The 21,349-nt window shown below is 70.9% G+C and carries 20 protein-coding genes and 1 pseudogene; 5 read left to right on the plus strand and 16 right to left on the minus strand.

Going from position 1 to position 21,349, the window contains the following annotated elements; genetic code table 11:
* Window positions 1-20: 20 nt before the first annotated feature.
* The 5 genes from BN159_RS13255 to rimP all read right to left on the minus strand — a co-directional run bounded on the left by BN159_RS13255 (window position 21) and on the right by rimP (window position 5,580).
* A complete protein-coding gene (locus BN159_RS13255; protein ID WP_015657490.1) occupies window positions 21-314 on the minus strand; it encodes a DUF503 domain-containing protein in 294 nt (97 codons plus the stop codon).
* A gap of 131 nt (window positions 315-445) precedes the next feature.
* Window positions 446-3,565 (minus strand): translation initiation factor IF-2, encoded by a 3,120-nt coding sequence (gene infB / locus BN159_RS43885; RefSeq protein ID WP_078598794.1) that lies wholly within the window; start codon window positions 3,563-3,565, stop codon window positions 446-448.
* A 147-nt stretch (window positions 3,566-3,712) separates the two neighbouring features.
* Window positions 3,713-3,991 (minus strand): YlxR family protein, encoded by a 279-nt coding sequence (locus BN159_RS43890; protein WP_186287343.1) that lies wholly within the window; start codon window positions 3,989-3,991, stop codon window positions 3,713-3,715.
* A 90-nt stretch (window positions 3,992-4,081) separates the two neighbouring features.
* On the minus strand, window positions 4,082-5,068 hold the full coding sequence (nusA, locus tag BN159_RS13265) for a transcription termination factor NusA (protein WP_015657494.1): 987 nt from the start codon (window positions 5,066-5,068) through the stop codon (window positions 4,082-4,084).
* 2 nt (window positions 5,069-5,070) lie between these two features.
* Window positions 5,071-5,580 (minus strand): ribosome maturation factor RimP, encoded by a 510-nt coding sequence (gene rimP / locus BN159_RS13270; protein WP_015657495.1) that lies wholly within the window; start codon window positions 5,578-5,580, stop codon window positions 5,071-5,073.
* Window positions 5,581-5,775: 195 nt separating this feature from the next.
* On the opposite strand from rimP, the gene BN159_RS13275 reads away from it, so the two are divergent.
* Genes BN159_RS13275 through BN159_RS13285 form a run of 3 tightly spaced genes read left to right on the plus strand, consistent with a single transcriptional unit; the run spans window position 5,776 to window position 7,687 of the window.
* The gene (locus BN159_RS13275; protein WP_086016424.1) at window positions 5,776-6,300 is read left to right on the plus strand and encodes a hypothetical protein; all 525 of its coding nucleotides are present in this window, start codon (window positions 5,776-5,778) and stop codon (window positions 6,298-6,300) included.
* Window positions 6,297-6,761 (plus strand): ferritin-like domain-containing protein, encoded by a 465-nt coding sequence (locus BN159_RS13280; protein WP_015657497.1) that lies wholly within the window; start codon window positions 6,297-6,299, stop codon window positions 6,759-6,761. The genes BN159_RS13275 and BN159_RS13280 overlap by 4 nt, the downstream gene beginning before the upstream one ends.
* 26 nt (window positions 6,762-6,787) lie before the next feature.
* A complete protein-coding gene (locus BN159_RS13285) occupies window positions 6,788-7,687 on the plus strand; it encodes an aminoglycoside phosphotransferase family protein (protein WP_015657498.1) in 900 nt (299 codons plus the stop codon).
* A 161-nt stretch (window positions 7,688-7,848) separates the two neighbouring features.
* Here BN159_RS13285 and BN159_RS47040 read toward each other — a convergent pair whose 3' ends face one another.
* The 4 genes and pseudogenes from BN159_RS47040 to BN159_RS13300 all read right to left on the minus strand — a co-directional run bounded on the left by BN159_RS47040 (window position 7,849) and on the right by BN159_RS13300 (window position 10,656).
* Entirely contained in the window at window positions 7,849-8,427 is a 579-nt protein-coding gene (locus BN159_RS47040; protein ID WP_015657499.1) for a hypothetical protein, read from the minus strand.
* A gap of 425 nt (window positions 8,428-8,852) precedes the next feature.
* A pseudogene (locus BN159_RS47740) lies at window positions 8,853-9,110 on the minus strand (WhiB family transcriptional regulator); the annotation flags it as partial.
* Window positions 9,107-10,060: a BN159_2729 family protein gene (locus tag BN159_RS13295; RefSeq protein WP_015657500.1), complete on the minus strand. Its 954-nt coding sequence runs from the start codon at window positions 10,058-10,060 to the stop codon at window positions 9,107-9,109. The pseudogene BN159_RS47740 and the gene BN159_RS13295, both read right to left, overlap by 4 nt.
* Entirely contained in the window at window positions 10,057-10,656 is a 600-nt protein-coding gene (locus tag BN159_RS13300) for an RNA polymerase sigma factor (protein WP_015657501.1), read from the minus strand. Before BN159_RS13300 ends, BN159_RS13295 begins: the two co-directional genes overlap by 4 nt.
* Before the next feature lie 258 nt (window positions 10,657-10,914).
* Here BN159_RS13300 and BN159_RS13305 point away from each other — a divergent pair, with 258 nt between their 5' ends.
* A complete protein-coding gene (locus BN159_RS13305) occupies window positions 10,915-11,340 on the plus strand; it encodes a helix-turn-helix domain-containing protein (RefSeq protein ID WP_015657502.1) in 426 nt (141 codons plus the stop codon).
* Between the two features lie 231 nt (window positions 11,341-11,571).
* Window positions 11,572-11,715, plus strand: coding sequence for a hypothetical protein (locus BN159_RS47045; RefSeq protein ID WP_231905613.1), 144 nt, complete (start codon window positions 11,572-11,574; stop codon window positions 11,713-11,715).
* 67 nt (window positions 11,716-11,782) lie between these two features.
* Here the strand turns inward: BN159_RS47045 and BN159_RS13315 are convergent, their stop codons facing one another.
* From BN159_RS13315 to BN159_RS13345, 7 genes are all read right to left on the minus strand, one after another.
* Window positions 11,783-13,486: a proline--tRNA ligase gene (locus tag BN159_RS13315; RefSeq protein WP_015657504.1), complete on the minus strand. Its 1,704-nt coding sequence runs from the start codon at window positions 13,484-13,486 to the stop codon at window positions 11,783-11,785.
* Between the two features lie 72 nt (window positions 13,487-13,558).
* Window positions 13,559-14,089 carry a GNAT family N-acetyltransferase gene (locus BN159_RS13320; protein WP_015657505.1) on the minus strand — a complete coding sequence of 177 codons (531 nt, stop codon included), beginning with the start codon at window positions 14,087-14,089 and terminating at the stop codon, window positions 13,559-13,561.
* Between the two features lie 36 nt (window positions 14,090-14,125).
* Complete coding sequence (locus BN159_RS13325) at window positions 14,126-14,974, minus strand: GNAT family N-acetyltransferase (RefSeq protein WP_015657506.1); 849 nt, start codon at window positions 14,972-14,974, stop codon at window positions 14,126-14,128.
* Between the two features lie 259 nt (window positions 14,975-15,233).
* The gene (ispG, locus tag BN159_RS13330; protein ID WP_015657507.1) at window positions 15,234-16,391 is read right to left on the minus strand and encodes a flavodoxin-dependent (E)-4-hydroxy-3-methylbut-2-enyl-diphosphate synthase; all 1,158 of its coding nucleotides are present in this window, start codon (window positions 16,389-16,391) and stop codon (window positions 15,234-15,236) included.
* 169 nt (window positions 16,392-16,560) lie between these two features.
* Complete coding sequence (locus BN159_RS13335) at window positions 16,561-17,853, minus strand: M50 family metallopeptidase (RefSeq protein ID WP_086016519.1); 1,293 nt, start codon at window positions 17,851-17,853, stop codon at window positions 16,561-16,563.
* Window positions 17,854-17,861: 8 nt separating this feature from the next.
* On the minus strand, window positions 17,862-19,097 hold the full coding sequence (gene dxr, locus BN159_RS13340; RefSeq protein ID WP_041821326.1) for a 1-deoxy-D-xylulose-5-phosphate reductoisomerase: 1,236 nt from the start codon (window positions 19,095-19,097) through the stop codon (window positions 17,862-17,864).
* Window positions 19,098-19,382: 285 nt separating this feature from the next.
* Complete coding sequence (locus BN159_RS13345) at window positions 19,383-21,314, minus strand: acyl-CoA dehydrogenase family protein (RefSeq protein WP_015657510.1); 1,932 nt, start codon at window positions 21,312-21,314, stop codon at window positions 19,383-19,385.
* Between the last annotated feature and the right edge of the window lie 35 nt (window positions 21,315-21,349).

The raw sequence follows: 21,349 nt of genomic DNA on the forward strand, positions 1-21,349 counted from the left end.
TTAAGTGCTTTTCTCTTGCTTCAGTCTTCGTCGCTGTGGAGCCTGCGTCGAACCGAGAGCAGTTCCACCTCGGGCCGCCCGGCGACCAGCCGCTCACAGCGGTCCAGTACGTCGGAGAGGTGGCCCGTGTCCCCGGAGACCATCGCGAGCCCGATCTCGGCCCTGCGATGGAGGTTCTGATGGCCCGTCTCCGCCGCGCTCACCGCGTACCTGCGCTGGAGCTCGGCCACGATCGGACGGACCAGGGAGCGCTTCTCCTTCAACGAATGGACGTCGCCGAGAAGCAGGTCGAAGGACAGAGTCCCCACATACATGTGTGTTCCGGATGTCCCGCCGGTTCGGGGTACGGGCGCCGCGTCGACGCCGATACGGGAACCGTACACGCAACGGCCGGGGCCGATCGACGGAAATAACTTCCGCCGACCGGCCCCAGTCGCGTGTCAGGTCACGCGCGCGGCTTCTCGCGCATCTCGTACGTCGCGATGACGTCGTCGACCTTGATGTCGTTGAAGTTGCCGAGGTTGATACCGCCCTCGAACCCTTCGCGGATCTCGGTGACATCGTCCTTGAAGCGACGCAGACCCTCGATGTTGAGGTTCTCCGCGACCACCTTGCCGTCGCGGATGAGGCGCGCCTTGGTGTTCCGCTTGACCTCGCCGGAGCGGATGAGAACACCCGCGATGTTGCCCAGCTTGGACGACTTGAAGACCTCGCGGATCTCCGCCGTACCGAGCTCGACCTCTTCGTACTCCGGCTTGAGCATGCCCTTGAGGGCCGCCTCGATCTCCTCGATCGCCTGGTAGATGACCGAGTAGTAGCGGACGTCCACGCCCTCGCGCTCGGCCATCTGCGCCGCGCGGCCGGCCGCACGGACGTTGAAGCCGATCACGATGGCGTCCGAGCCCATCGCCAGGTCGATGTCGGACTCCGTGACCGCACCGACGCCGCGGTGCAGGACGCGGATGTCGACCTCTTCGCCGACGTCGAGCTGGAGCAGCGAGGACTCCAGGGCCTCGACGGAACCAGAAGCGTCGCCCTTGATGATGAGGTTGAGCTGCTGGACCTCGCCGGCCTTGAGCACCTTGTCCAGGTCCTCGAGGGAGACGCGGCGCGTGCGCTTGGCGAACGCGGCGTTGCGCTCACGGGCGGCGCGCTTCTCCGCGATCTGACGGGCCGTACGGTCCTCGTCCACCACGATGAAGTTGTCGCCCGCACCCGGGACGTTGGTCAGACCCAGCACCTGGACCGGGGTCGAGGGGCCGGCCTCGGCGACGTTGTTGCCGTTGTCGTCGAGCATGGCGCGGACGCGGCCGTAGGCGTCGCCCACCACCATCGTCTCGCCGACCCGCAGGGTGCCTCGCTGGACGAGGACCGTCGCCACGGCACCGCGGCCGCGGTCGAGCCGGGACTCGATCGAGATGCCCTGCGCGTCCTGGTTGGGGTTGGCGCGCAGGTCGAGCGAGGCGTCGGCCGTCAGGATCACGGCCTCCAGCAGGGAGTCGATGTGCAGACCCTGCTTGGCGGAGATGTCGACGAACATCGTGTCGCCGCCGTACTCCTCGGCGACCAGGCCGTACTCGGTCAGCTGACCGCGGACCTTGGTCGGGTCGGCGCCCTCGACGTCGATCTTGTTGACCGCGACGACGATCGGGACGTCGGCCGCCTTGGCGTGGTTGAGCGCCTCGACCGTCTGCGGCATGACGCCGTCGTTGGCCGCGACGACCAGGATCGCGATGTCGGTCGACTTCGCACCACGGGCACGCATGGCGGTGAACGCCTCGTGACCCGGGGTGTCGATGAAGGTGATCTTGCGGTCCTCGCCGTTGACCTCGGTCGCGACCTGGTAGGCACCGATGTGCTGGGTGATGCCGCCGGCCTCGCCCGCGATGACGTTCGTCTTGCGGATGGCGTCGAGGAGTCGGGTCTTACCGTGGTCGACGTGACCCATGACGGTCACGACCGGCGGACGGACGACCAGGTCTTCCTCGGTGCCCTCGTCCTCGCCGAACTCCAGGTCGAAGGACTCGAGCAGCTCGCGGTCCTCCTCCTCGGGGCTGACGATCTGAACCTCGTAGTTCATCTCGCCCGCGAGGAGCTGGAGCGTCTCGTCGGAGACGGACTGCGTGGCCGTGACCATCTCGCCGAGGTTCATCATGACCGCGACGAGGGACGCCGGGTTGGCGTTGATCTTCTCCGCGAAGTCGGTGAGCGACGCGCCGCGGGAGAGACGGATGGTCTCGCCGTTGCCGCGCGGCAGCATCACGCCGCCGACGCTCGGGGCCTGCATGGCCTCGTACTCCTGGCGCCGCTGCCGCTTCGACTTGCGACCACGACGCGCGGGACCGCCGGGACGGCCGAAGGCGCCCTGCGTGCCACCACGGCCACCGGGACCACCCGGACGACCGCCGAAGCCGGGACGGCCACCGCCGCCGCCGAAGCCGCCGCCACCGCCGCCGGGGCCACCGCCACCGGGACGACCGGCGAAACCGCCGCCGCCACCCGGACGGGCGCCACCGCCGCCACCGGGACGACCGGCGAAGCCGCCGCCGCCACCGGGACGACCGGCACCGCCGGGACGACCCGCACCGCCCGGACCGCGGCCGCCGGGGCCACCGCCGGGACGCGGGCCGGCAGCGGGACGCTGCGGCATCATGCCGGGGTTCGGACGGGGGCCGCCGGGGCCGCCGCCGGGACGCGGGCCGCCGCCCTGCGGACGGGGCATGCCGCCCGGGGTGGGACGCGCGCCGCCCGGGGCCTGCGGACGGGGACCGCCCGCCGCGCCCTGGGGACGAGGACCGCCCTGGCCCTGCGGACGCGGAGCGCCGCCGGGAGCGCCGGGGCCACCGGGGCCGCCCGGACGCGGGGCACCGCCCGGACGGGGCGCCTGCGGGCGCGCCATGCCGGTGGAGCCACCAGAGGTGAAGGGGTTGTTGCCCGGACGGGGACCGGCCGGACGGGCACCGGGACGCGGCGCCTGGCCACCCGGACGCGGAGCGCCGGGACGGTCGCCACGGTCACCGCGGCCCTGACCACCCTGACCGGGACCGCCCGCGGGACGCGGGGCGCCCGGACGCGGGGCCTGGCCACCCGGACGCGGAGCGCCCGGACGCGCGCCGGATCCCTGGCCCTGAGCGGCGGCCGGGGCGGCGGGAGCCGCCGGGGGCGCCGTGAACTCGGGCGTGGTCGGAGCCGGGGACGCCGGGGCGGGCCGCGGCGCGGGCTTCGGGCCCGGAGTGGGACGGGGGCCGGGAGCGGCCGACGCGGCGGGAGCCGCGGGCTTCTCGGCGGCGGCCGGCTTGGGGGCCGGCGGGCGCGGGGCGGCCGGACGGGCAGCCTGCGCCGGGGAGGGGGCTGCCGGCTTCGCCGGGGCAGCCTTGCGGGCGGAAGCGGGCTTGCCGCCACCGCCACCCTGCTGGAGGGCGTCCGTCAGCTTACGGACAACGGGCGCTTCGATGGTCGAAGACGCCGAACGGACGAATTCACCGAGTTCCTGGAGCTTGGCCATGACGACCTTGCTCTCCACACCGAACTCCTTGGCGAGTTCGTATACCCGGACCTTAGCCACTTCGCTCCTTTTAGGTCCGGGTTGCGTCCGGACCGTCGCTACTTCATGGGCGTACTCATCGCGTGCTCATCGAGTGCTCATCGCAATCTCGACCTACTTCCAACTCGCGGGGTACCTGGGCCGCGCGGGGGTTCCGCGCAACGCTTCTTACGGTGTTGCCTGCTCGACGTAGAGGCGCAACGCCTTGGTGTCGAGCGGTCCCGGGGCGCGCAACGCCCGTGGGAACGCCCGACGGCGTACCGCCAGGTCGAGACAGACCAGGGCGGGGTGCACATATGCACCCCGGCCGGGCAGCGTACCGCGATGATCCGGGACGCACTCGTCCTTAATCGCCACGATCCGCAGCAAGTCCTTCTTGGCCGCTCGCTCCCGGCATCCCACGCAGGTGCGCTCGGGGCATGCTGGGGCTCGCGTCCGGCCAGACACTGTTAAGTCTACCTCCCCGCACCGACCTCACCCCTTTGGGGCAAGAATCGAACGGTTGTTGTCGTGATCTAAGCCACCTGCGGCGCGGATCTATTCCCCGGGCTGCTCGGTGTCGGGACGGATGTCGATGCGCCAGCCGGTGAGGCGGGCCGCAAGTCGGGCATTCTGCCCCTCCTTGCCGATCGCCAGCGACAGCTGGTAGTCCGGCACGGTGACCCGGGCGGACCGGGCCGCCATGTCCACGACCTCCACCTTGGAGACGCGGGCCGGGGAGAGCGCGTTCGCCACCATCTCGGCCGGGTCGTCCGACCAGTCGACGATGTCGATCTTCTCGCCGTTCAGCTCGCCCATCACATTGCGCACCCGGCCGCCCATGGGGCCGATGCAGGCACCCTTGGCGTTCAGACCGGAACGGGTGGAGCGTACGGCGATCTTCGTACGGTGCCCGGCCTCACGCGCGATGGCGGCGATCTCCACCGACCCGTCGGCGATCTCCGGCACCTCCAGGGCGAAGAGCTTCTTCACCAGGTTCGGGTGCGTGCGCGAGAGGGTGACGGACGGGCCACGGACACCCTTCGCCACTCGTACGACGTAACTGCGCAGCCGCATGCCGTGCGGGTAGGTCTCGCCGGGCACCTGCTCCTGCACCGGCAGGATGGCCTCCAGCTTGCCGATGTCCACGAGCACGTTCTTCGGGTCGCGGCCCTGCTGGACCACACCGGTGACGATGTCGCCCTCGCGCCCCGCGTACTCGCCGAGCGTGGCGTCGTCCTCGGCGTCGCGCAGCCGCTGGAGGATGACCTGCTTGGCGGTGGTGGCGGCGATCCGGCCGAAGTCGGACGGGGTGTCGTCGAACTCCCGGGGCTCCTGGCCCTCTTCGAGGTCCTCGGGGTCCTCCTTCGCCCACACGACCACGTGCCCCGACTCCCGGTCGAGCTTCACGCGCGCGTGGCGGTGGCTTCCCTCGGTGCGGTGGTACGCGATGAGGAGGGCCGACTCGATCGCCTCGACCAACAGGTCGAAGGAGATCTCCTTCTCCCGAACCAAGCCCCGCAGGGCGCTCATGTCGATGTCCACGGCTACGCCTCCTCCTCTTCCTTCATGTCCTTCTTGTCCTTGCGGTTGAACTCGACCTGCACGCGGGCCTTGGCGATGTCACCGAAGGCGAGTCTGCGGCTCGTGGCCTTGCGGCCCTTCACGCCGGGCACTTCGAGGTCCACGCCCTCGTCGTCCACGGTCATGATCCGGGCCACCAGCTCTCCACCCTCACCGAGCTGGAACTTCACCAGGCGGTCGACAGCGCGCACGTAGTGCCGGTGCTCCGTGAGCTCGCGCTCCGCGCCGGGGGTGCCCACTTCGAGGTCGTACGCGGCTTCGCCCATCGCATTGGTCTCGTCGAGCTTCGCCGAGAGCGCGCGGCTCACATCGGCGATCTGATCCAGGTCGGCTCCGGTGTCGGAGTCGACGACGACGCGCAGCACCCGTTTGCGTCCGACGGAGTCCACGGCGATCTCTTCGAGATCAAGGCCCTGGGAGCTGACGAGCGGTTCCAGAAGTTCTCGCAGCCTCTCGCTCTGGGTGGTGCTCATCCGGGTGACTCCTCGGCCGCGTGTGCTGTTGTGGGATGGGTCGCGTGTCTGGTCAAAGGGTATCCGGTCCGGGGGTGTGTTGCCGTCCATCGGGTAGCGGACGGGTGCCGGTGAGTGGTCTTGGACATGGCCACGGGTACCGTGATCACGGGCGTGCCGCCCACCCCTCCGTACGAGCCCCCGAGGACGTCTGCCGTGCCGTTTCCCCCGCCGCCGCGCATGCCCTCCGGGCCGCGCAGAAGGAGCCTGTTCGCCTCGGCCGCCGGGGCGGTCCTGCTCGTGGGCTGTTCGTCCGCACCGGACACCGACGGCACCGCCGGCAGCCCGTCGGCCGCCGACCGGGCACGCGCGCGTGCGGCCCGGGACAGCGCCGGGCTGGTGGAGCACTACGACGCGGTGATCGCCGCGCATCCCGGGCTCGCGGAGCGGCTGCGACCGCTGCGCGCGGAGGTGGTCCGGCATGTGGCGGCGTTCGGCGGTACGGCGTCGGGAACGGCAACACCCTCCGCCTCTGCTTCCCCTTCTGTATCGGTGAGCCCGTCGGCGGTACCGACTGACGCGAAAGTCGCCCTGACGGAACTCGCCACCGCCGAACGGACTCTGGCGGACCGGAGAACCGAGGCACTGCTGGACCTGCCCGGCGAACTGGCCCGGCTGCTGGCCTCGGTGGCGGCGGCCGGAGCGGCCCATGTGTATCTGCTGACGGAGGGTGAGGCGTGAGCAAGGCGAAGGCCGGGGAGCTGACGGCTCTCCAGGCGGCGCTGGCCGCGGAGCATGCGGCGGTGTACGGGTACGGCGTCGTCGGTGGGCGGATCCGGGAGGGGCGTCGCGGCGAGGCGCGGGGCGCGTACGACGCTCATCGGGCCCGGCGGGACCTCCTGGTGCGCGAGGTGCTGGACCTGGGCGGGGAGCCGGTGCCGGCGGAGGCGGGGTACGCCCTGCCGTTCGCGGTGCCGGACTCCTCGGCGGCGGCCCGGCTGGCCGCCGAGGTGGAGGACCGGGTGGCCGGGGTCTACTCGGATCTGGTGCGTGCCTCCACGGGCCCGCGGCGGCGTACGGCCGCCGAGGCGCTGCGGGAGGCGGCGGTGCGGGCGGTGCGCTGGCGCGGCGAGAGCGTAGCCTTCCCTGGGCTCGCCGAGCGTGCGGCCACCGGCTCGGCATCGGCGACGCCCACGGCGTGACGCGTACTGGAAGGAAACTCTCGCGTATGGCTTTCGAACCGCCGCGGCGTCTGGTCAGGGCGCTCGGTGAGACGGCACCGGACGCCGAGGGCTGGCTGGAGAAGCTGCCCGAGGCGGCCCAGCAGGCCGTGACGCTACGCGAGTTGACCGTGGAGCGGGTGCAGGTGCCCGGCGGGCGCAGCAGCCTGGTCGTGCTGGTCCGACGCGCGGACGACACCCCGGCGGTCCTGAAGCTGGCGCCGCCGCGGGCCCGTCCGGAGAGCGAGCGGGCGGCGCTTGCGCACTGGGGCGGTCTGGGCGCGGTTCAGTTGCTGGAGCCGTTCACCACGGAAGGGGTGCTGCTGCTGGAGCGGCTGCATCCCGATGTCTCGGTGCGGTCGTTGCCGGAGGCGAAGGCGCTGCTGGAGGCCGCGGGTACCTTGCGGCGGCTCTGGGTGGAGCCGCCCGGGGACCATGTGTTCGAGACGGTGGCCGAGCGGACGGGTCGGCAGGCGGAGGCGATGCGGGCGACCGCGTCGGCTTCGGCGGAGGTGGCGGGGCTGGTCGACGCCGCGCTCGCCGCTCGGGCGGAGCTGCTGGTCTCGCCGCCCGAGCATCGGTTGCTGCACGGGACGTTCCGGCAGAGCAAGGTGCTGGCCGGGGAGCGGACGCCGTGGCTTGCCGTGGGGCCGGATCCGGTGGTCGGCGAGTGCGCGTTCGATCTGGCCCGGCTGGTCCGGGACCGGGTGGAGGACCTGATCGCCTCGCCTTCGGGTGCCGCGACGACGCGACGGCGGGTGAAGCGGCTCGCGGAGTCGCTGGACGTGGACCAGGAGCGGCTGCGCGGTTGGACGCTGTTCCGGGCCGTGGAGTCCGGGGTACGGGCACTTCGCGTGGGGCGCGCGCAGGACGCTGAGCTGTTGCTGGAGTTCGCCGGCTGGCTGTGAGCTGTTGCTGGGGGCTCGGTCGGCTCCGGGCCGTCGGGCGGGATGGTCCACGCCCCCCTGCCGGACGCCTTGCAGGGGGGCGTGGTGGGTCCGGCCGACGTGCCTCCCGAGCGTGCCGACCGGGGTCTCGCGAGGTCGCCGCGGCGGGCGCCCGCAGGTCTTCAGTGACGGTCACCGGACCGCGCGGACCGTATCGGCGACGGCCTCTCGGCCGGGGCCGCGGACAGGATGCCCTCGATGGCCAGCAGCCGAGTGTGATCACGGATGTGCGCCGCCTGGTCCGCCTCGCTCAGCGGGGTCGAGCTGGCGGGCTCCGCATGCGGAACATGGGTGAACAGCGGGAGTTCGGCGGGCGCCAGCGACCAGGAAAGACCACGTTCCCCGGCCCGGAGGGACAGCGCGTACGAGCCGCCGGCCCCGGCGCCGCCGCCGTCGGTCAGTACGGCGCTGGACGGGTGCAGCGCCGCCAACCAGGCCAACAGGTGCGCGCGTTCCATCCGGACGCGGGTCAACTCCCGCTCGTAGGAGTCGGCGTGACGCCTCCAACGGTCGCGCTGATGTCGGCAGTCCTCCAGATCCAGCGCGAGGCGTTGAGACGGGTCGGCCGACTGTTCCCGAGTCCGGGCGAACGGCCACAGGAACCGGCGCAGTGCGGCGGCGAGACGGCCCGGGAGGGCGTCGAGCCTGAGGTCGTTGGCCCGGGGGTCGTCGGGCCAGGGCTCCGACGGGGGCGAAGGCATGAGGTACTCCGGTGACGGTGAACGGCGGGGTCGGTGTGGGTCGCCCGGCAAGCCGGTCGCGCGGTGGCCGGGGGTGCGGGACCGGGTGCCGTCTTCTGGTCGAGGGTGGAACCGGTACGGCGATAGCGGCTCGCGCTGAGGGCGTTGGCGGCGCGGCATGCTTCGTCAACGGGCTCGCGACGGCGCAGGTGCCGCTGGTACGCAGACCTGGTGCCACAGACGGCAGGCTGTGCTCGCGTTGGTGCGGCCTGGTCTGCGGCCATGGCTCGAGTGCCGACGGGCGGTGGCTTGGCCTGCTGAGCCGGGGACCGCTGAACCGGGGCCTGCTCTGCCAGGGCCTGCCGTGCCGGGGACCCCTTGGCCGGGTGCTGTGCCGCGGGCTGCTGTGCCGCGGGCTGCTGTGTCCGGCGGTCCAGGGCGTGGCGCTGGGGGCCGGTCAGGCCTGCGACGACGCCCTGGCGGTCGCACCTCGGCAGGCCGCTCTCTCGTTGGAGCACGGCGGCCCGGCACGGTTCGAGCACGGGACAGGTCGCGCAGATCGCCACGGCCGCGGCCTTGGACCGCCGGGTGAACCAGAGGTCCGCGTCGCGCCGCCCGCACGCGGCGCTCGATTCCCAGGCCCGCGATCCTCCGTCCGCCGCCGCGTCGGCCAGGGTCGGCCGGCCCGGCCCACCGCCGCTCATCCGACCGGCCGGGTCGGGCCGCAAGCCGGTGGCGTCGGCGGTGCGGGCGGTAGTGCGGTCACTGCTCCGGTCGAGCCGCACGCCGGTGCCATCAACGGTGCCGACAGCAGTACGGACCCCGGTGCCAACGGCGGTAGGGACGTCGATGCCATCAGCGGTAGCGACCGTGGTGCGGATGCCGGTGCCAGTGGCGGTGCGGGTGGTAGTGCCGTCACTGTTGGCGGGGTGGGCCGGGGTGTGGGTCCGGGAGTCGTGCCCTCGTGCTGCGGTACCGGTGTCAGCGGCCCCAGATGGGCGGCGACGTTGGCCAGGGAGCAGCGTTCGGGGCGGCCGTCGATGGACATCAGGGGCATGCCGTCGTGGTTTCGGCAGCCCTGGAAGTACCAGGTGTCTCCGTGGGCGTCGCGTTGAGGGACCGTCAGGTCGTATGTGGCGCCGTCGAGGCGGAAGGGGCGCGGCTGCCGGTGTTCCGTCGCGGCGCCGCGGGCCACCACCGCCACCCGGACGCCACCGCGCTCCCCCTCGCCGATGACGGTGTGGGGGCGGTCGCCCTCCCTGACCACCGTGATGCCCAAGTACGCACGCCAGTCGGCCCATTGGGCGGGTCCGTCGACCCGAAGCAGCACGCGGACCCGATCCCCGTCCACGCGGACACCGGACGGCCCCTGGTGCCGGGCCAGGTGGTGCTCGATGGAGTGCGCGACGGACCGCGCCCGTGCGCAGGCGGCGTCCCAGGCCAGCGCCTGCCGCTCCAGATCGGTGGCCGCGCTCCGGGTCCGGGACCAGCCGCCGGTCGGCGTGCGGTGCAGCACCGCACCGAAGGTGCGCTCCGGGTCGACCAGGAGACGGGCCGTGTCGAGCGCCTGCGCGACGGCGGTCGCCTGTTCGGGCCGGACCGACTCCAGTACCGCCCGGATCACGCCCACGACGTGCGGGAGGTTGCTGTTCATGCGGATACCTCCTCGGTCGTCCAGCGCAGTTTCCGTAATGCGCGGTAGGTCATTGTCTTGACCGCGCCCACACTCCGGCCCATCGCCAGGGCCGTTTCCTCCGGCGTGAGTTCGTCGAGGAAGCGCAGTTGCACGCAGTGCCGTTGGGGAGCGCTCAGGGTGTGCAGGGCGCTGAGGACGGTCTCATGGGCTTCGACTGCTTCCAGTTCGCGCAGGACCAAGGACTCCGCGCCGTTCCGGGACACCTGCGGGTCGTCGAACTCCGCGACCGGGGTCTCCAAGCGGGTGCGGCCACGACCGAGTTCGTCGAGGTAGAGGTTCTTGGCGATGGTGGTCAGCCAGGCCGCGAAGGCCGTGCCCTGCCAGGTGTAGGCGTCGATACGCCGCAGCGCGCGGGTGAACGCCTCCTGGGTCAGGTCCTCCGCCAGGTGTCTGTTGCGCGTGCGGACGAGCAGGAAGCCGTACACGAGGCGGTAGTGCTCGTAGTAGAGGGCGGCGAACGCCTCCCGGTCCCCGCCGCGGGCCCGGGCGATCAGTTCGGGTTCCGGATCGTCCGGGGCCTCCGGGGCGGTGGTGACGGTGTGCGGTAGGGGCACGATCGAGTCCTCTCGAATCAAATATCTTCGATACTCATGTAGATGTAGATTCCTGGAGCGGACATCAACGACCCACCCCAGGAGCCACGACCCTCATCCAGAGCCATCTACAGTCTTCTCGTAGACGCATACAGTGTCAAGATGCCTACAGAGAGTAAGACTTGAGGCGGCCCACGCCTCCGTGTACCCCCGGAGCACTTCATCGCCGATCTGCGATCTGCTTGCGCTTGTAGATATAGATGGCCGATCCTCGTATGTGTGACGAACCCCCCGCAGAGCCGCCCGGGAGACCCAGAACCGGGCCACCATCCCCCGCGCCGGGACGAGGACCTGGCAGCGCTGCTCACCCGTCTGCTGGCGCAGGCCCCGGGCAGGACCCAGAAGGAATTGGCGGTGGAGGCCGGTATCTCCTACCCGACCCTGAACGCCTGGGTGAACCGCACCCGGGGCACCTCACGCATCGAACCGGAGAAGCTGCGGGCCATGGTCGCGGCCTTCCGGCGCTGGGGCGTACGCACTACACCGAAGGAGTTCTTCGAGGCGGCCGGCCGGCCGGTGCCGGGGCCGAGCGAGGACGAGCGCGAGGCCCGACTCCTGAAGCTCTACCGGCAATTGCCCGAGGCACGCCAGCGCGCGCTCCTCAAGGACGCGGAGGCCATGCTCCAGGTCAGCCGCATCGTGTGAACCCAGCGGTGCCCGTCCAGGGAATATGACGAAACACCCCACAAAACCCAAAGCCGCCGGTATCATCGGTCAGCCGCTGACCTCCCGGAGCGGATCACTCATGCCGTAGTGCATCCTGGGGAGACTGTTGTGTGTATCCACATTTTCCTGACGGACGGCCTGCCTGGTCTCGCCGTCTGGGACCCTGATGAAGTCGGCATCCGCGTCGCCAGAGACGCACCGGTAAGCGAAGTGCTTCGCGAAGTGCGGGACATCCTGATGATCGACCTCGGCGCTCCCGCCTCCCTGGGCGGACCGCTGCGCTGCTTCTGCGGTATGCCGGTGGAGCTGCCGGACCAGCTGCTCCCCTACGCCCTGGCCGCAGAGGCCAGCTGAGGCCTCGACACGGCAAGACCGTTCCCGCGGGGGGGGCGGGAACGGCCTTGAACCGAAGGCGAACCGGCTACGCGGTCAGCCGCGCGATGGCCTCCTCGACCGTCAGCTCCTCGCGCTCACCGGTGCGGCGGTCCTTCAGCTCGACCACGCCCTCCCCCGCGCGCCGCCCGGCGACCAGGATCTGCGGGACGCCGATCAGCTCGGAGTCGGTGAACTTCACGCCCGGGGAGACCCCGGCGCGGTCGTCGCACAGGACCCGCAGGCCCTTCGCGGCGAGCTTCTCGGAGACGTCGAGGGCGAGTTCGGTCTGGAGCGCCTTGCCCGCGGCGACGACATGCACGTCGGCCGGGGCGACCTCGGCGGGCCAGCACAGGCCCTTGTCGTCAGCGGTCTGCTCGGCGAGCGCAGCGACCGCGCGGGAGACGCCGATGCCGTAGGAGCCCATGGTCACGCGGACCGGCTTGCCGTTCTGGCCGAGGACGTCGAGCTTGAGGGCGTCGGCGTACTTGCGGCCGAGCTGGAAGATGTGGCCGATCTCGATGGCGCGGTCCAGCTTGAGGCCGGTGCCGCAGTTCGGGCAGGGGTCGCCGTCCTGGACGACCACCACGTCGACGTACTCGTCCACCTCGAAGTCACGGCCCGCGACGACGTTCTTCGCGTGCATGCCCTCCTTGTTGGCGCCGGTGATCCAGGAGGTGCCGGGGGCCACGCGCGGGTCGGCGAGGTACTTGACCTTCTCGCCCAGGCCCTGCGGACCGACGTAGCCGCGCACCAGGTCCCGGTTCTCCGCGAAGTCCGCCTCGGTGACCATCTCGACGACGGCCGGGGCGAAGTGCGCCTCGACCTTGTCCATGTCGACCTCGCGGTCGCCGGGGACGCCGACGGCGACGATCTCGCCGTCGACCTTCACGAGGAGGTTCTTGAGGGTGGCGGAGGCCTCGACGCCGAGGTGGGCGGCGAGGGTCTCGATGGTCGGGGTGTCCGGGGTCGGGATCTCCTCCAGCGCGGGCACGCCTTCGGCGTCCACCGGCTTCAGCTCGTACGTGATCGCCTCGGTGTTGGCCGCGAACTCGCAGTTCGGGCAGTCGGCGAAGGTGTCCTCGCCCGCCTCGGCCGGGGCCAGGAACTCCTCCGACTTCGAGCCGCCCATCGCGCCCGCGGTGGCGGCGCAGATGCGGTAGTCGAGGCCGAGGCGCTCGAAGACCCGCTGGTAGGCCTGGCGGTGCAGGGCGTAGGACTGGGCGAGACCCTCGTCCTCGGTGTCGAAGGAGTAGGAGTCCTTCATCAGGAACTCACGGCCGCGCAGGATGCCGGCCCGCGGGCGGGCCTCGTCGCGGTACTTGTGCTGGATCTGGTAGAGGATGACCGGCAGGTCCTTGTAGGAGGACGCCTGGTCCTTCACCAGCAGGGTGAAGATCTCCTCGTGGGTCGGGCCGAGGAGGTAGTCGCCGCCCTTGCGGTCCTTGAGGCGGAACAGCTCGGCGCCGTACTCGTCCCAGCGGCCCGTCGCGTCGTACGGCTCACGCGGCAGCAGGGCGGGGAGCAGCACTTCCTGGGCGCCGATGGCGTCCATCTCCTCGCGGACGATGCGCTCGACGTTGGCGAGGACCCGCTTGCCGAGGGGCAGCCAGGACCAGATCCCGGCCGCGGTGCGGCGGACGTAGCCGGCGCGGACGAGGAGCTTGTGGCTGAGGACCTCGGCGTCCGCCGGGTCATCGCGCAGCGTCTTCGCCATCAACTTGGACATGCGCTGGACCGGTGCGTTCGCCATGGGTGTCGTACTCCTGCTGCGTGAAGGTGATGGCAGGAGGTTAGCCGGGGGGTGCGGGGCGGCGGAAATCGGTTAGCGGCGGCGCAGTGGGAGAGGGGCGCCCATCACCGCGTACGGCTTGGGGGCGCTGGGGAAGAGGACCTGGCGGGCGAGGTCCTGGTAGCCGAGGGAGCGGTAGAGGCCGCGGGCCGGGCTGTCGGTGTCGATCGCGGAGAGGATCGAGCGGGGTTCGGGGGCGCCGTCGGTGATCGTGGTGATCAGGGCTCTGCCGACGCCGCGGTTCTGGTACGCCGGGTGGACGTGCAGCTCGGTGATGACGAAGGAGTCGTCGAGCCAGAGGTCGTTGCCCTGGGCGCGGAGGTAGGGCTCCACGACGGTGGACCACCAGTGGGCGCGGTCGTTGGGCATGCCGTACACGAACCCGACGAGTCGCTCCGCGACGGTGGCGCCTAGGGCTCGGGCGCCGGGGTAGGTCATGTGGCGCAGGACGATCTGACGGCGTACGGCGACCTCGTCGGGGCCGAGCCCGAAGGCGACGGCCTGGACGGCCAATGCCTCGTCCACGTGGGCTGACAGGTCCAGGGGGCCGATCACGAGGTCCATGCCGGGAGGGTACAGCGGGGCGCGGGTGCCGGGCCCTCAGAACAGGATGCTCATGAAGGCGCCCACCTCTTCGAAGCCGACTCTGCGGTACGTCCTTCTGGCCGCGGTGTTGAAGTCGTTGACGTAGAGGCTCACCACGGGGGCCACGTCCGCGAGGGCGTAGCGCAGTACGGCGGCCATGGCGGGGGCGGCGAGGCCCTTGCCCCGGTACTCCGGGGCCACCCAGACGCCCTGGATCTGGCAGGCGCGGTCGGTCGCGGCGCCGATCTCCGCCTTGAAGACGACCTTGCCGTGTTCGTCGAGGCGGGCGAACGAGCGGCCCGAGCCGACCAGTTCGGCGACTCTTGCCTGGTACAGGAGGCCGCCGTCGCCTGCCATCGGGGAGACGCCGACCTCCTCGGTGAACATCGCCACGCACGCCGGCATGATCGTGTCCATCTCGTCCTTGCGGATGCGGCGGACGTACGGGTCGGGGGTGATGGTGGCGGGCATGCGGTCGGTGACCATCAGCGGCTGGTGGGCGCGGACGTCCCGGGCCGGACCCCAGCTGGGTTCGAGCAGGCGCCAGAGCTGGGCGGTGGATTCGGCGGGGCCGACGATCGAGGAGCAGCGGCGGCCTGCCCTTCGGGCGCGGTCGGCGAAGGCGCGGACGGCTCGGGGGGTGGCGCAGATGGGGACGAGGTTGGCGCCGGCGTAGCAGAGGGACGTCAGCATGCCGTCCTCGTACCAGCCCCACATTTCGCCGCCGAGGCGCCAGGGGTCGAGGCCGGCGACCTGGACGCGGGACGTCACGAAGGCGTTCGCGACGGGCTCGTGGTCCAGGACGGCGAGCGCCGCGTCCAGGTCGCTCGGTTCGAGGACCCGGGTTGTGGTCTGCGTCAACACGGGCGGGCCTCACGGGTCAGGGGGCTGATCTCCGCACTGTACCTGCGGAAGCTGAGCTGCGCCGGGTGCGGTGTGGGTTGGTTCGCCCCCGCCGCCCCTACCCGTCCCATCCCTGGGGGCTGCGCCCCCAGACCCCCGCTGTCGGCCCTGAACGGGCCTCGTCCTCAAACGCCGGACGGGATGAAAAGCGGGTGGGTGGGGGCTAGGGACGGCTTCAACCTCGTCCTCGAACACCGGACGGGCCGGAAGAGCGGGTGGGTCAGCCTGCTACCGATACCGACGGCTCGCCCGACTCCGTGCCGGCTGCCTCCATCTGTTCGGCCAGCTTCATGGCCTCCTCGATGAGGGTTTCCACGATCTTGGATTCCGGGACCGTCTTGATGACCTCGCCCTTGACGAAGATCTGGCCCTTGCCGTTGCCGGAGGCGACGCCGAGGTCGGCCTCGCGCGCCTCGCCGGGGCCGTTGACGACGCAGCCCATGACGGCGACGCGGAGGGGGACCTCCATGCCGGTCAGGCCCGCGGTGACCTCCTCGGCCAGCTTGTAGACGTCGACCTGGGCGCGGCCGCAGGACGGGCAGGAGACGATCTCCAGGCCGCGCTGCTTCAGGTTCAGCGACTCCAGGATCTGGAGGCCTACCTTGACCTCCTCCGCGGGGGGCGCGGACAGGGACACTCGGATCGTGTCGCCGATGCCCTGGGAGAGCAGCGCGCCGAACGCCACCGCGCTCTTGATCGTGCCCTGGAACGCCGGGCCCGCCTCCGTCACGCCGAGGTGCAGCGGGTAGTCGCACTGCGCGGCGAGCTGCTTGTACGCCTCGATCATGACGACCGGGTCGTTGTGCTTCACCGAGATCTTGATGTCCCGGAAGTCGTGCTCCTCGAAGAGGGAGGCCTCCCAGAGGGCGGACTCGACCAGGGCCTCCGGCGTCGCCTTGCCGTACTTCTGGAGCAGGCGCCGGTCCAACGAGCCCGCGTTCACGCCGATGCGGATCGGCGTGCCGTGGTCCTTCGCCGCCTTGGCGATCTCCTTGACCTTGTCGTCGAACTGCTTGATGTTCCCGGGGTTGACGCGTACGGCGGCGCAGCCCGCCTCGATCGCCGCGAAGACGTACTTCGGCTGGAAGTGGATGTCCGCGATCACCGGGATCTGGGACTTGCGGGCGATCGTCGACAGGGCATCCGCGTCGTCCTGGGTGGGACAGGCCACCCGTACGATCTGGCAGCCGGAGGCCGTCAGTTCCGCGATCTGCTGGAGCGTCGCGCCGATGTCCGACGTGCGGGTCGTGGTCATCGACTGGACCGAGACCGGCGCGTCCCCGCCGACCGCCACGGATCCGACCTGGATCTGCCGGCTCTGGCGGCGCTCGGCGAGCTTGGTCGGAACGGACGGCATGCCGAGAGAAATCGCAGTCATCTGCTGTGCAACCCCAAGTCGTGGATCAAGGTCCGGTCCCGTCAGCGGCGGGCTCCAGGCTTCGAGATTACGGCACCGGCGATCGTACGAGCACATCCCACCGGCAAACCCACCCAATGGTGGACGGCCGGGAACCCCATGGTTCCCGGCCGCCGCGAACCCCGTATGGCTAGGAGATTCTCACCGGGTTAACCACGTCCGCGATCAGGACGAGGAGGGTGAAGCAGACGAAGATCCCGGCCACCACGTAGGCCACCGGCATCAGCTTCGCCACGTCGAACGGGCCCGGGTCCGGGCGGCGCAGCACCTTGGCGACGTTGCGGCGCAGGGACTCCCACAGGGCGCCCGCGATGTGGCCGCCGTCGAGCGGCAGGAGGGGGAGCATGTTGAAGAGGAACAGGGAGAGGTTGAAGCCCGCTACCAGCATCACCGCCATGGCCAGTTGCTGGGAGGCGGGGATGTCGAGGGTGAAGATCTCGCCGCCCACCCTGGCCGCGCCGACCACGCCCATCGGGGAGTCGGCCTCCCGCTCGCCGTCGCCGAAGGTCGCGTCCCACAGGGCCGGGATCTTGCCGGGCAGGGCCGCGAGGGAGTCGACGGCGTCGCCGACGCGGTCGCCCATCCAGGTCACCGAGTCGCCGAAGTCCTGCTTGACGATGCCGGTGGCGGCGCTGAAGCCGAGGAAGCCCGCGGTGACGTACTCGCCCTCGACGATCTGGCCGCTGGAGTCCTTCTTGGCGACCTGGTTGGTGGCGATCTTCGCCGTGAGGGTGACCTCCTGGCCCCCTCGCTCGACGACGATCGGCACCTGCTTGCCGGGGTTGGCGCGGATCAGGTCGGAGAGCTTGTTCCAGTCGTCGGTGCGGACGCCGTCGAAAGAGACGATCTTGTCGCCGGCCTTCAGGCCCGCTGCGGCGGCCGGGGAGGCCGGGTCGGACTTCTTGCAGTCGTCGCGGTTCTCGCTCTGGGCGATGACGCACTTGGAGACCGAGCTGACGCTGGTCGTCTGCTGGGAGATGCCGAAGCCCATCAGCACGGTGAGGAACAGGCCGATGGCGAGGACCAGGTTCATGAACGGGCCCGCGAACATCACGATGACCCGCTTCCACGGCTTGCGCGTGTAGAAGAGGCGGGTGTCGTCACCGGGCTTGAGTTCTTCGAACGCGGCCTCTCGGGCGTCCTCGATCATGCCGCGCCAGGGGGAGGTGGAGCGGGCCTCCAGGCGGCCGTCGGGGCCGGGCGGGAACATGCCGATCATGCGGATGTAGCCCCCGAAGGGGACGGCCTTGATGCCGTACTCCGTCTCGCCCTTCTTGCGCGACCAGATGGTCGGGCCGAAGCCGACCATGTACTGCGGCACGCGGATGCCGAAGAGCTTGGCGGTGGACAGGTGCCCCAGCTCGTGCCACGCGATCGAGAACAGCAGCCCGACGGCGAAGACCACTATGCCGAGGATGAACATCAGGGTCGTCATGCACGGGCCTCCGCCGTCTGTGCCGTCAGTTCCCGGGCCCGGGTGCGCGCCCAGGTCTCCGCTTCGAGGACGTCCGCGACGGTGAGTGAGGTTCCCGTGACCGGGGTGCCGTGCTCCTGGACCACCCGTGTCACGGTCTCCACGATCCCGTTGAACGGCAGCGCGCCGGACCGGAAGGCCTCCACGCACTCCTCGTTGGCGGCATTGAACACCGCCGGGGCCGTCCCCGCGAGCTCGCCCACGTGCCGGGCGAGGTTCACCGAGGGGAACGCCTCGTTGTCGAGCGGGAAGAACTCCCACGTCGACGCCTTGCTCCAGTCGAAGGCGGGTGCCGCGTCCGGGACGCGCTCGGGCCAGCCCAGACCGATGGCGATCGGCCCGCGCATGTCGGGGGGCGTCGCCTGGGCGATCGTGGATCCGTCGGTGAACTCGACCATCGAGTGAACATACGACTGGGGATGCACGACGACCTCAATGCGGTCGAAGGGAATGTCGTAGAGGAGGTGTGCCTCGATGACTTCCAGGCCCTTGTTGACGAGGGTCGCGGAGTTGATGGTGATGACCGGTCCCATGGCCCAGGTGGGGTGGGCGAGGGCGTCCTCGACCGTCACATTCGCGAGCTCGGCCTTCGTACGGCCGCGGAACGGGCCGCCGGACGCGGTGACGACGAGCTTGCGCACGTCCGCGCGGGTGCCCGCGGCCAGGGCCTGGAACAGGGCGGCGTGCTCGGAGTCGACCGGGATGATCTGGCCGGGCTTGGCCAGCGCCTTGACCAGCGGGCCGCCCACGATGAGCGACTCCTTGTTGGCGAGCGCGAGGGTGCGGCCCGCCTCCAGGGCGGCGAGGGTCGGGGCGAGGCCGATGGAGCCGGTGATGCCGTTCAGGACGGTGTGGCAGTCGGAGGCAGCAACCTGGGTTGCCGCCTCGGGCCCGGCGAGGATCTCGGGGAGCGGCTCGCCGTCGCCGTACTGCTCGCTGAGGGCTTCGCGCAGCGCCGGTACGACGTCCTCGCGGGCGACCGCGACCGTGCGCACCCGCAGTCGGCGCGCCTGCTCGGCGAGGAGGGCGACGCGGCCGCCGTTCGCGGAGAGGGCGGTGACCCGGAAACGGTCGGGGTTGCGCAGGACGAGGTCGATGGCCTGGGTGCCGATCGACCCGGTCGAGCCGAGGATCACCACGTCCTTCGGGCCGTCTCCCGCGACGGGGTCGTACACCAGGTGCGGGTCCGCCAGGGCGCGGGCCGGAAGCCCCGTCGTCCGCCCGGAAAGCGGGCCCTGCGGCGTCAGGTGCGTGCTCTCGGCGTGCCGGGCGTTGACCCTCGTACTGGACGTACTTGGGTCAGCGCCCGGTGCGCCGAGAGTGCGTGCATGGCGTCGCGGGGCAGACGGGGCTTCCGGCCCGCGCCCTGAGGGGGCTGGAGAGTCGCTCATCCCCCCATTGTTGCCGCAATGGGTGTCGTGGACGTAAGGGCGGTCCCCCTCACGGGGGTCGAGGGGGAACGCCCTGTCGGTGGCCGGTCAGCGGATCGGGCGGTGGACGTTCTCCCGTTCGCTCGGGCCGGGGGTGGCGTCGGCGATCCAGGGGCCCTCGCCCGAGGGGTCGACGATGCCGTCCTCCAGCCACTCGTAGGTGCCGGACATCACGCCCTTGACGACCTTGCGGTCGAGTTCGTCGGTGTTGGTCCACAGGCGGCCGAAGAGTTCCTCGACGCGCAGGCGGGACTGGCGGCAGAAGGCATCCGCGAGCTGGTAGGCCTCGCGGCCGTGCTCGCCCTGGGTGCGCAGGTGCTCGGCGCGTACGCAGGCCGCGCTCATCGCGAAGAGTTCCGCGCCGATGTCGACGATCCGGCTGAGGAAGCCCTGCTTGGTCTCCATCCGGCCCTGCCAGCGGGACATGGCGTAGAAGGTGGACCGGGCGAGTTTGCGGGAGGTGCGTTCGATGTAGCGCAGGTGCGGGGAGAGGTCGACATCGTGTTTGAACGTGCCGAAGGAGTACGGCAGTTGGCCTTGGCCGGCGACCAGTTTGGGCAGCCACTTGGCGTAGAAGACGCCCGCGTTCGCGCCCGCCTTCGCCTTGTCCTGGAGGGACTTGTCTGGGTCGATGAGGTCGCCGGCGACCGAGAGGTGGGCGTCGACGGCCTCGCGGGCGATGAGCAGATGCATGATCTCCGTGGAGCCCTCGAAGATCCGGTTGATGCGCAGATCGCGCAGGATCTGTTCGGCGGGTACCGCGCGCTCGCCGCGGGCCCGGAGCGACTCGGCCGTCTCGAATCCGCGTCCGCCGCGGATCTGGACGAGTTCGTCGGCCATCAGCCAGCCCATCTCGGAGGCGTACAGCTTGGCCAGCGCGCCTTCGATCCGGATGTCGTTGCGGTCCTCGTCGGCCATCTGCGAGGCGAGGTCGGTGACGGCCTCCAGGGCGAAGGTGGTGGCCGCGATGAAGGAGATCTTCGCGCCGACCGCTTCGTGGTGGGCGAGCGGCTTGCCCCACTGCTCGCGCGCCGCCGACCACTCGCGCGCGATCTTCAGGCACCACTTCCCGGCCGCGACGCAGGACGCGGGCAGGGAGAGGCGTCCGGTGTTGAGAGTGGTCAGGGCGATCTTCAGGCCCGCGCCTTCCGGGCCGATGCGGTTCGCGGCCGGCACCCGGACCTGGTGGAAGCGGGTGACGCCGTTCTCGATGCCGCGCAGGCCCATGAAGGCGTTGCGGTTCTCCACGGTGATGCCGGGCGAGTTGGTCTCCACCACGAAGGCCGTGATGCCGCCCTTGTGGCCCTCGGACTTCCGCACCCGGGCCATCACGACGAGGAGGTCGGCGACCACGCCGTTCGTGGTCCACAGTTTCACCCCGTCGAGGACGTAGTCGTCCCCGTCCGGTACGGCAGAGGCGGCGAGCCGCGCCGGGTCGGAGCCGACGTCCGGCTCGGTGAGCAGGAAGGCGGAGATGTCGGTGCGGGCGCAGCGCGGCAGGAACCGCTCCTTCTGCTCCGCGGTGCCGAACAACTTCAGCGGCTGGGGCACACCGATCGACTGGTGGGCGGAGAGCAGCACGCCGATCGCGGGCGAGGCGGACCCGGCCAGGGTGAGGGCCTTGTTGTAGTACACCTGGGTGAGGCCGAGGCCGCCGTACTTGGTCTCGATCTTCATGCCGAGGGCGCCGATCTCCTTGAGGCCGGTCATGACCTCGTCGGGGATGCGGGCCTCGCGTTCGATCAGGGCGCCGTCGACCTTCGTCTCGACGAAGTCGCGCAGCTTGGCGAGGAACTCCTCGCCGCGCTGGGTGGCCTCGTCGGTCGGCATGGGGTGGGGGTGGATGAGGTCGAGACGGAAGCGGCCGAGGAAGAGTTCCTTGGCGAAGCTGGGCTTGCGCCAGTCCTGTTCGCGGGCCGCCTCCGCCACTTGGCGGGCCTCACGCTCAGTCACTGTGGGCTTGGACGTTGGTGCGGACATGAGGCTCACCTCGCCGCGAATAGGGGATCTCTGCC

The sequence above is a fragment of the Streptomyces davaonensis JCM 4913 genome (assembly GCF_000349325.1).
Taxonomy (GTDB): Bacteria; Actinomycetota; Actinomycetes; order Streptomycetales; family Streptomycetaceae; genus Streptomyces; species Streptomyces davaonensis.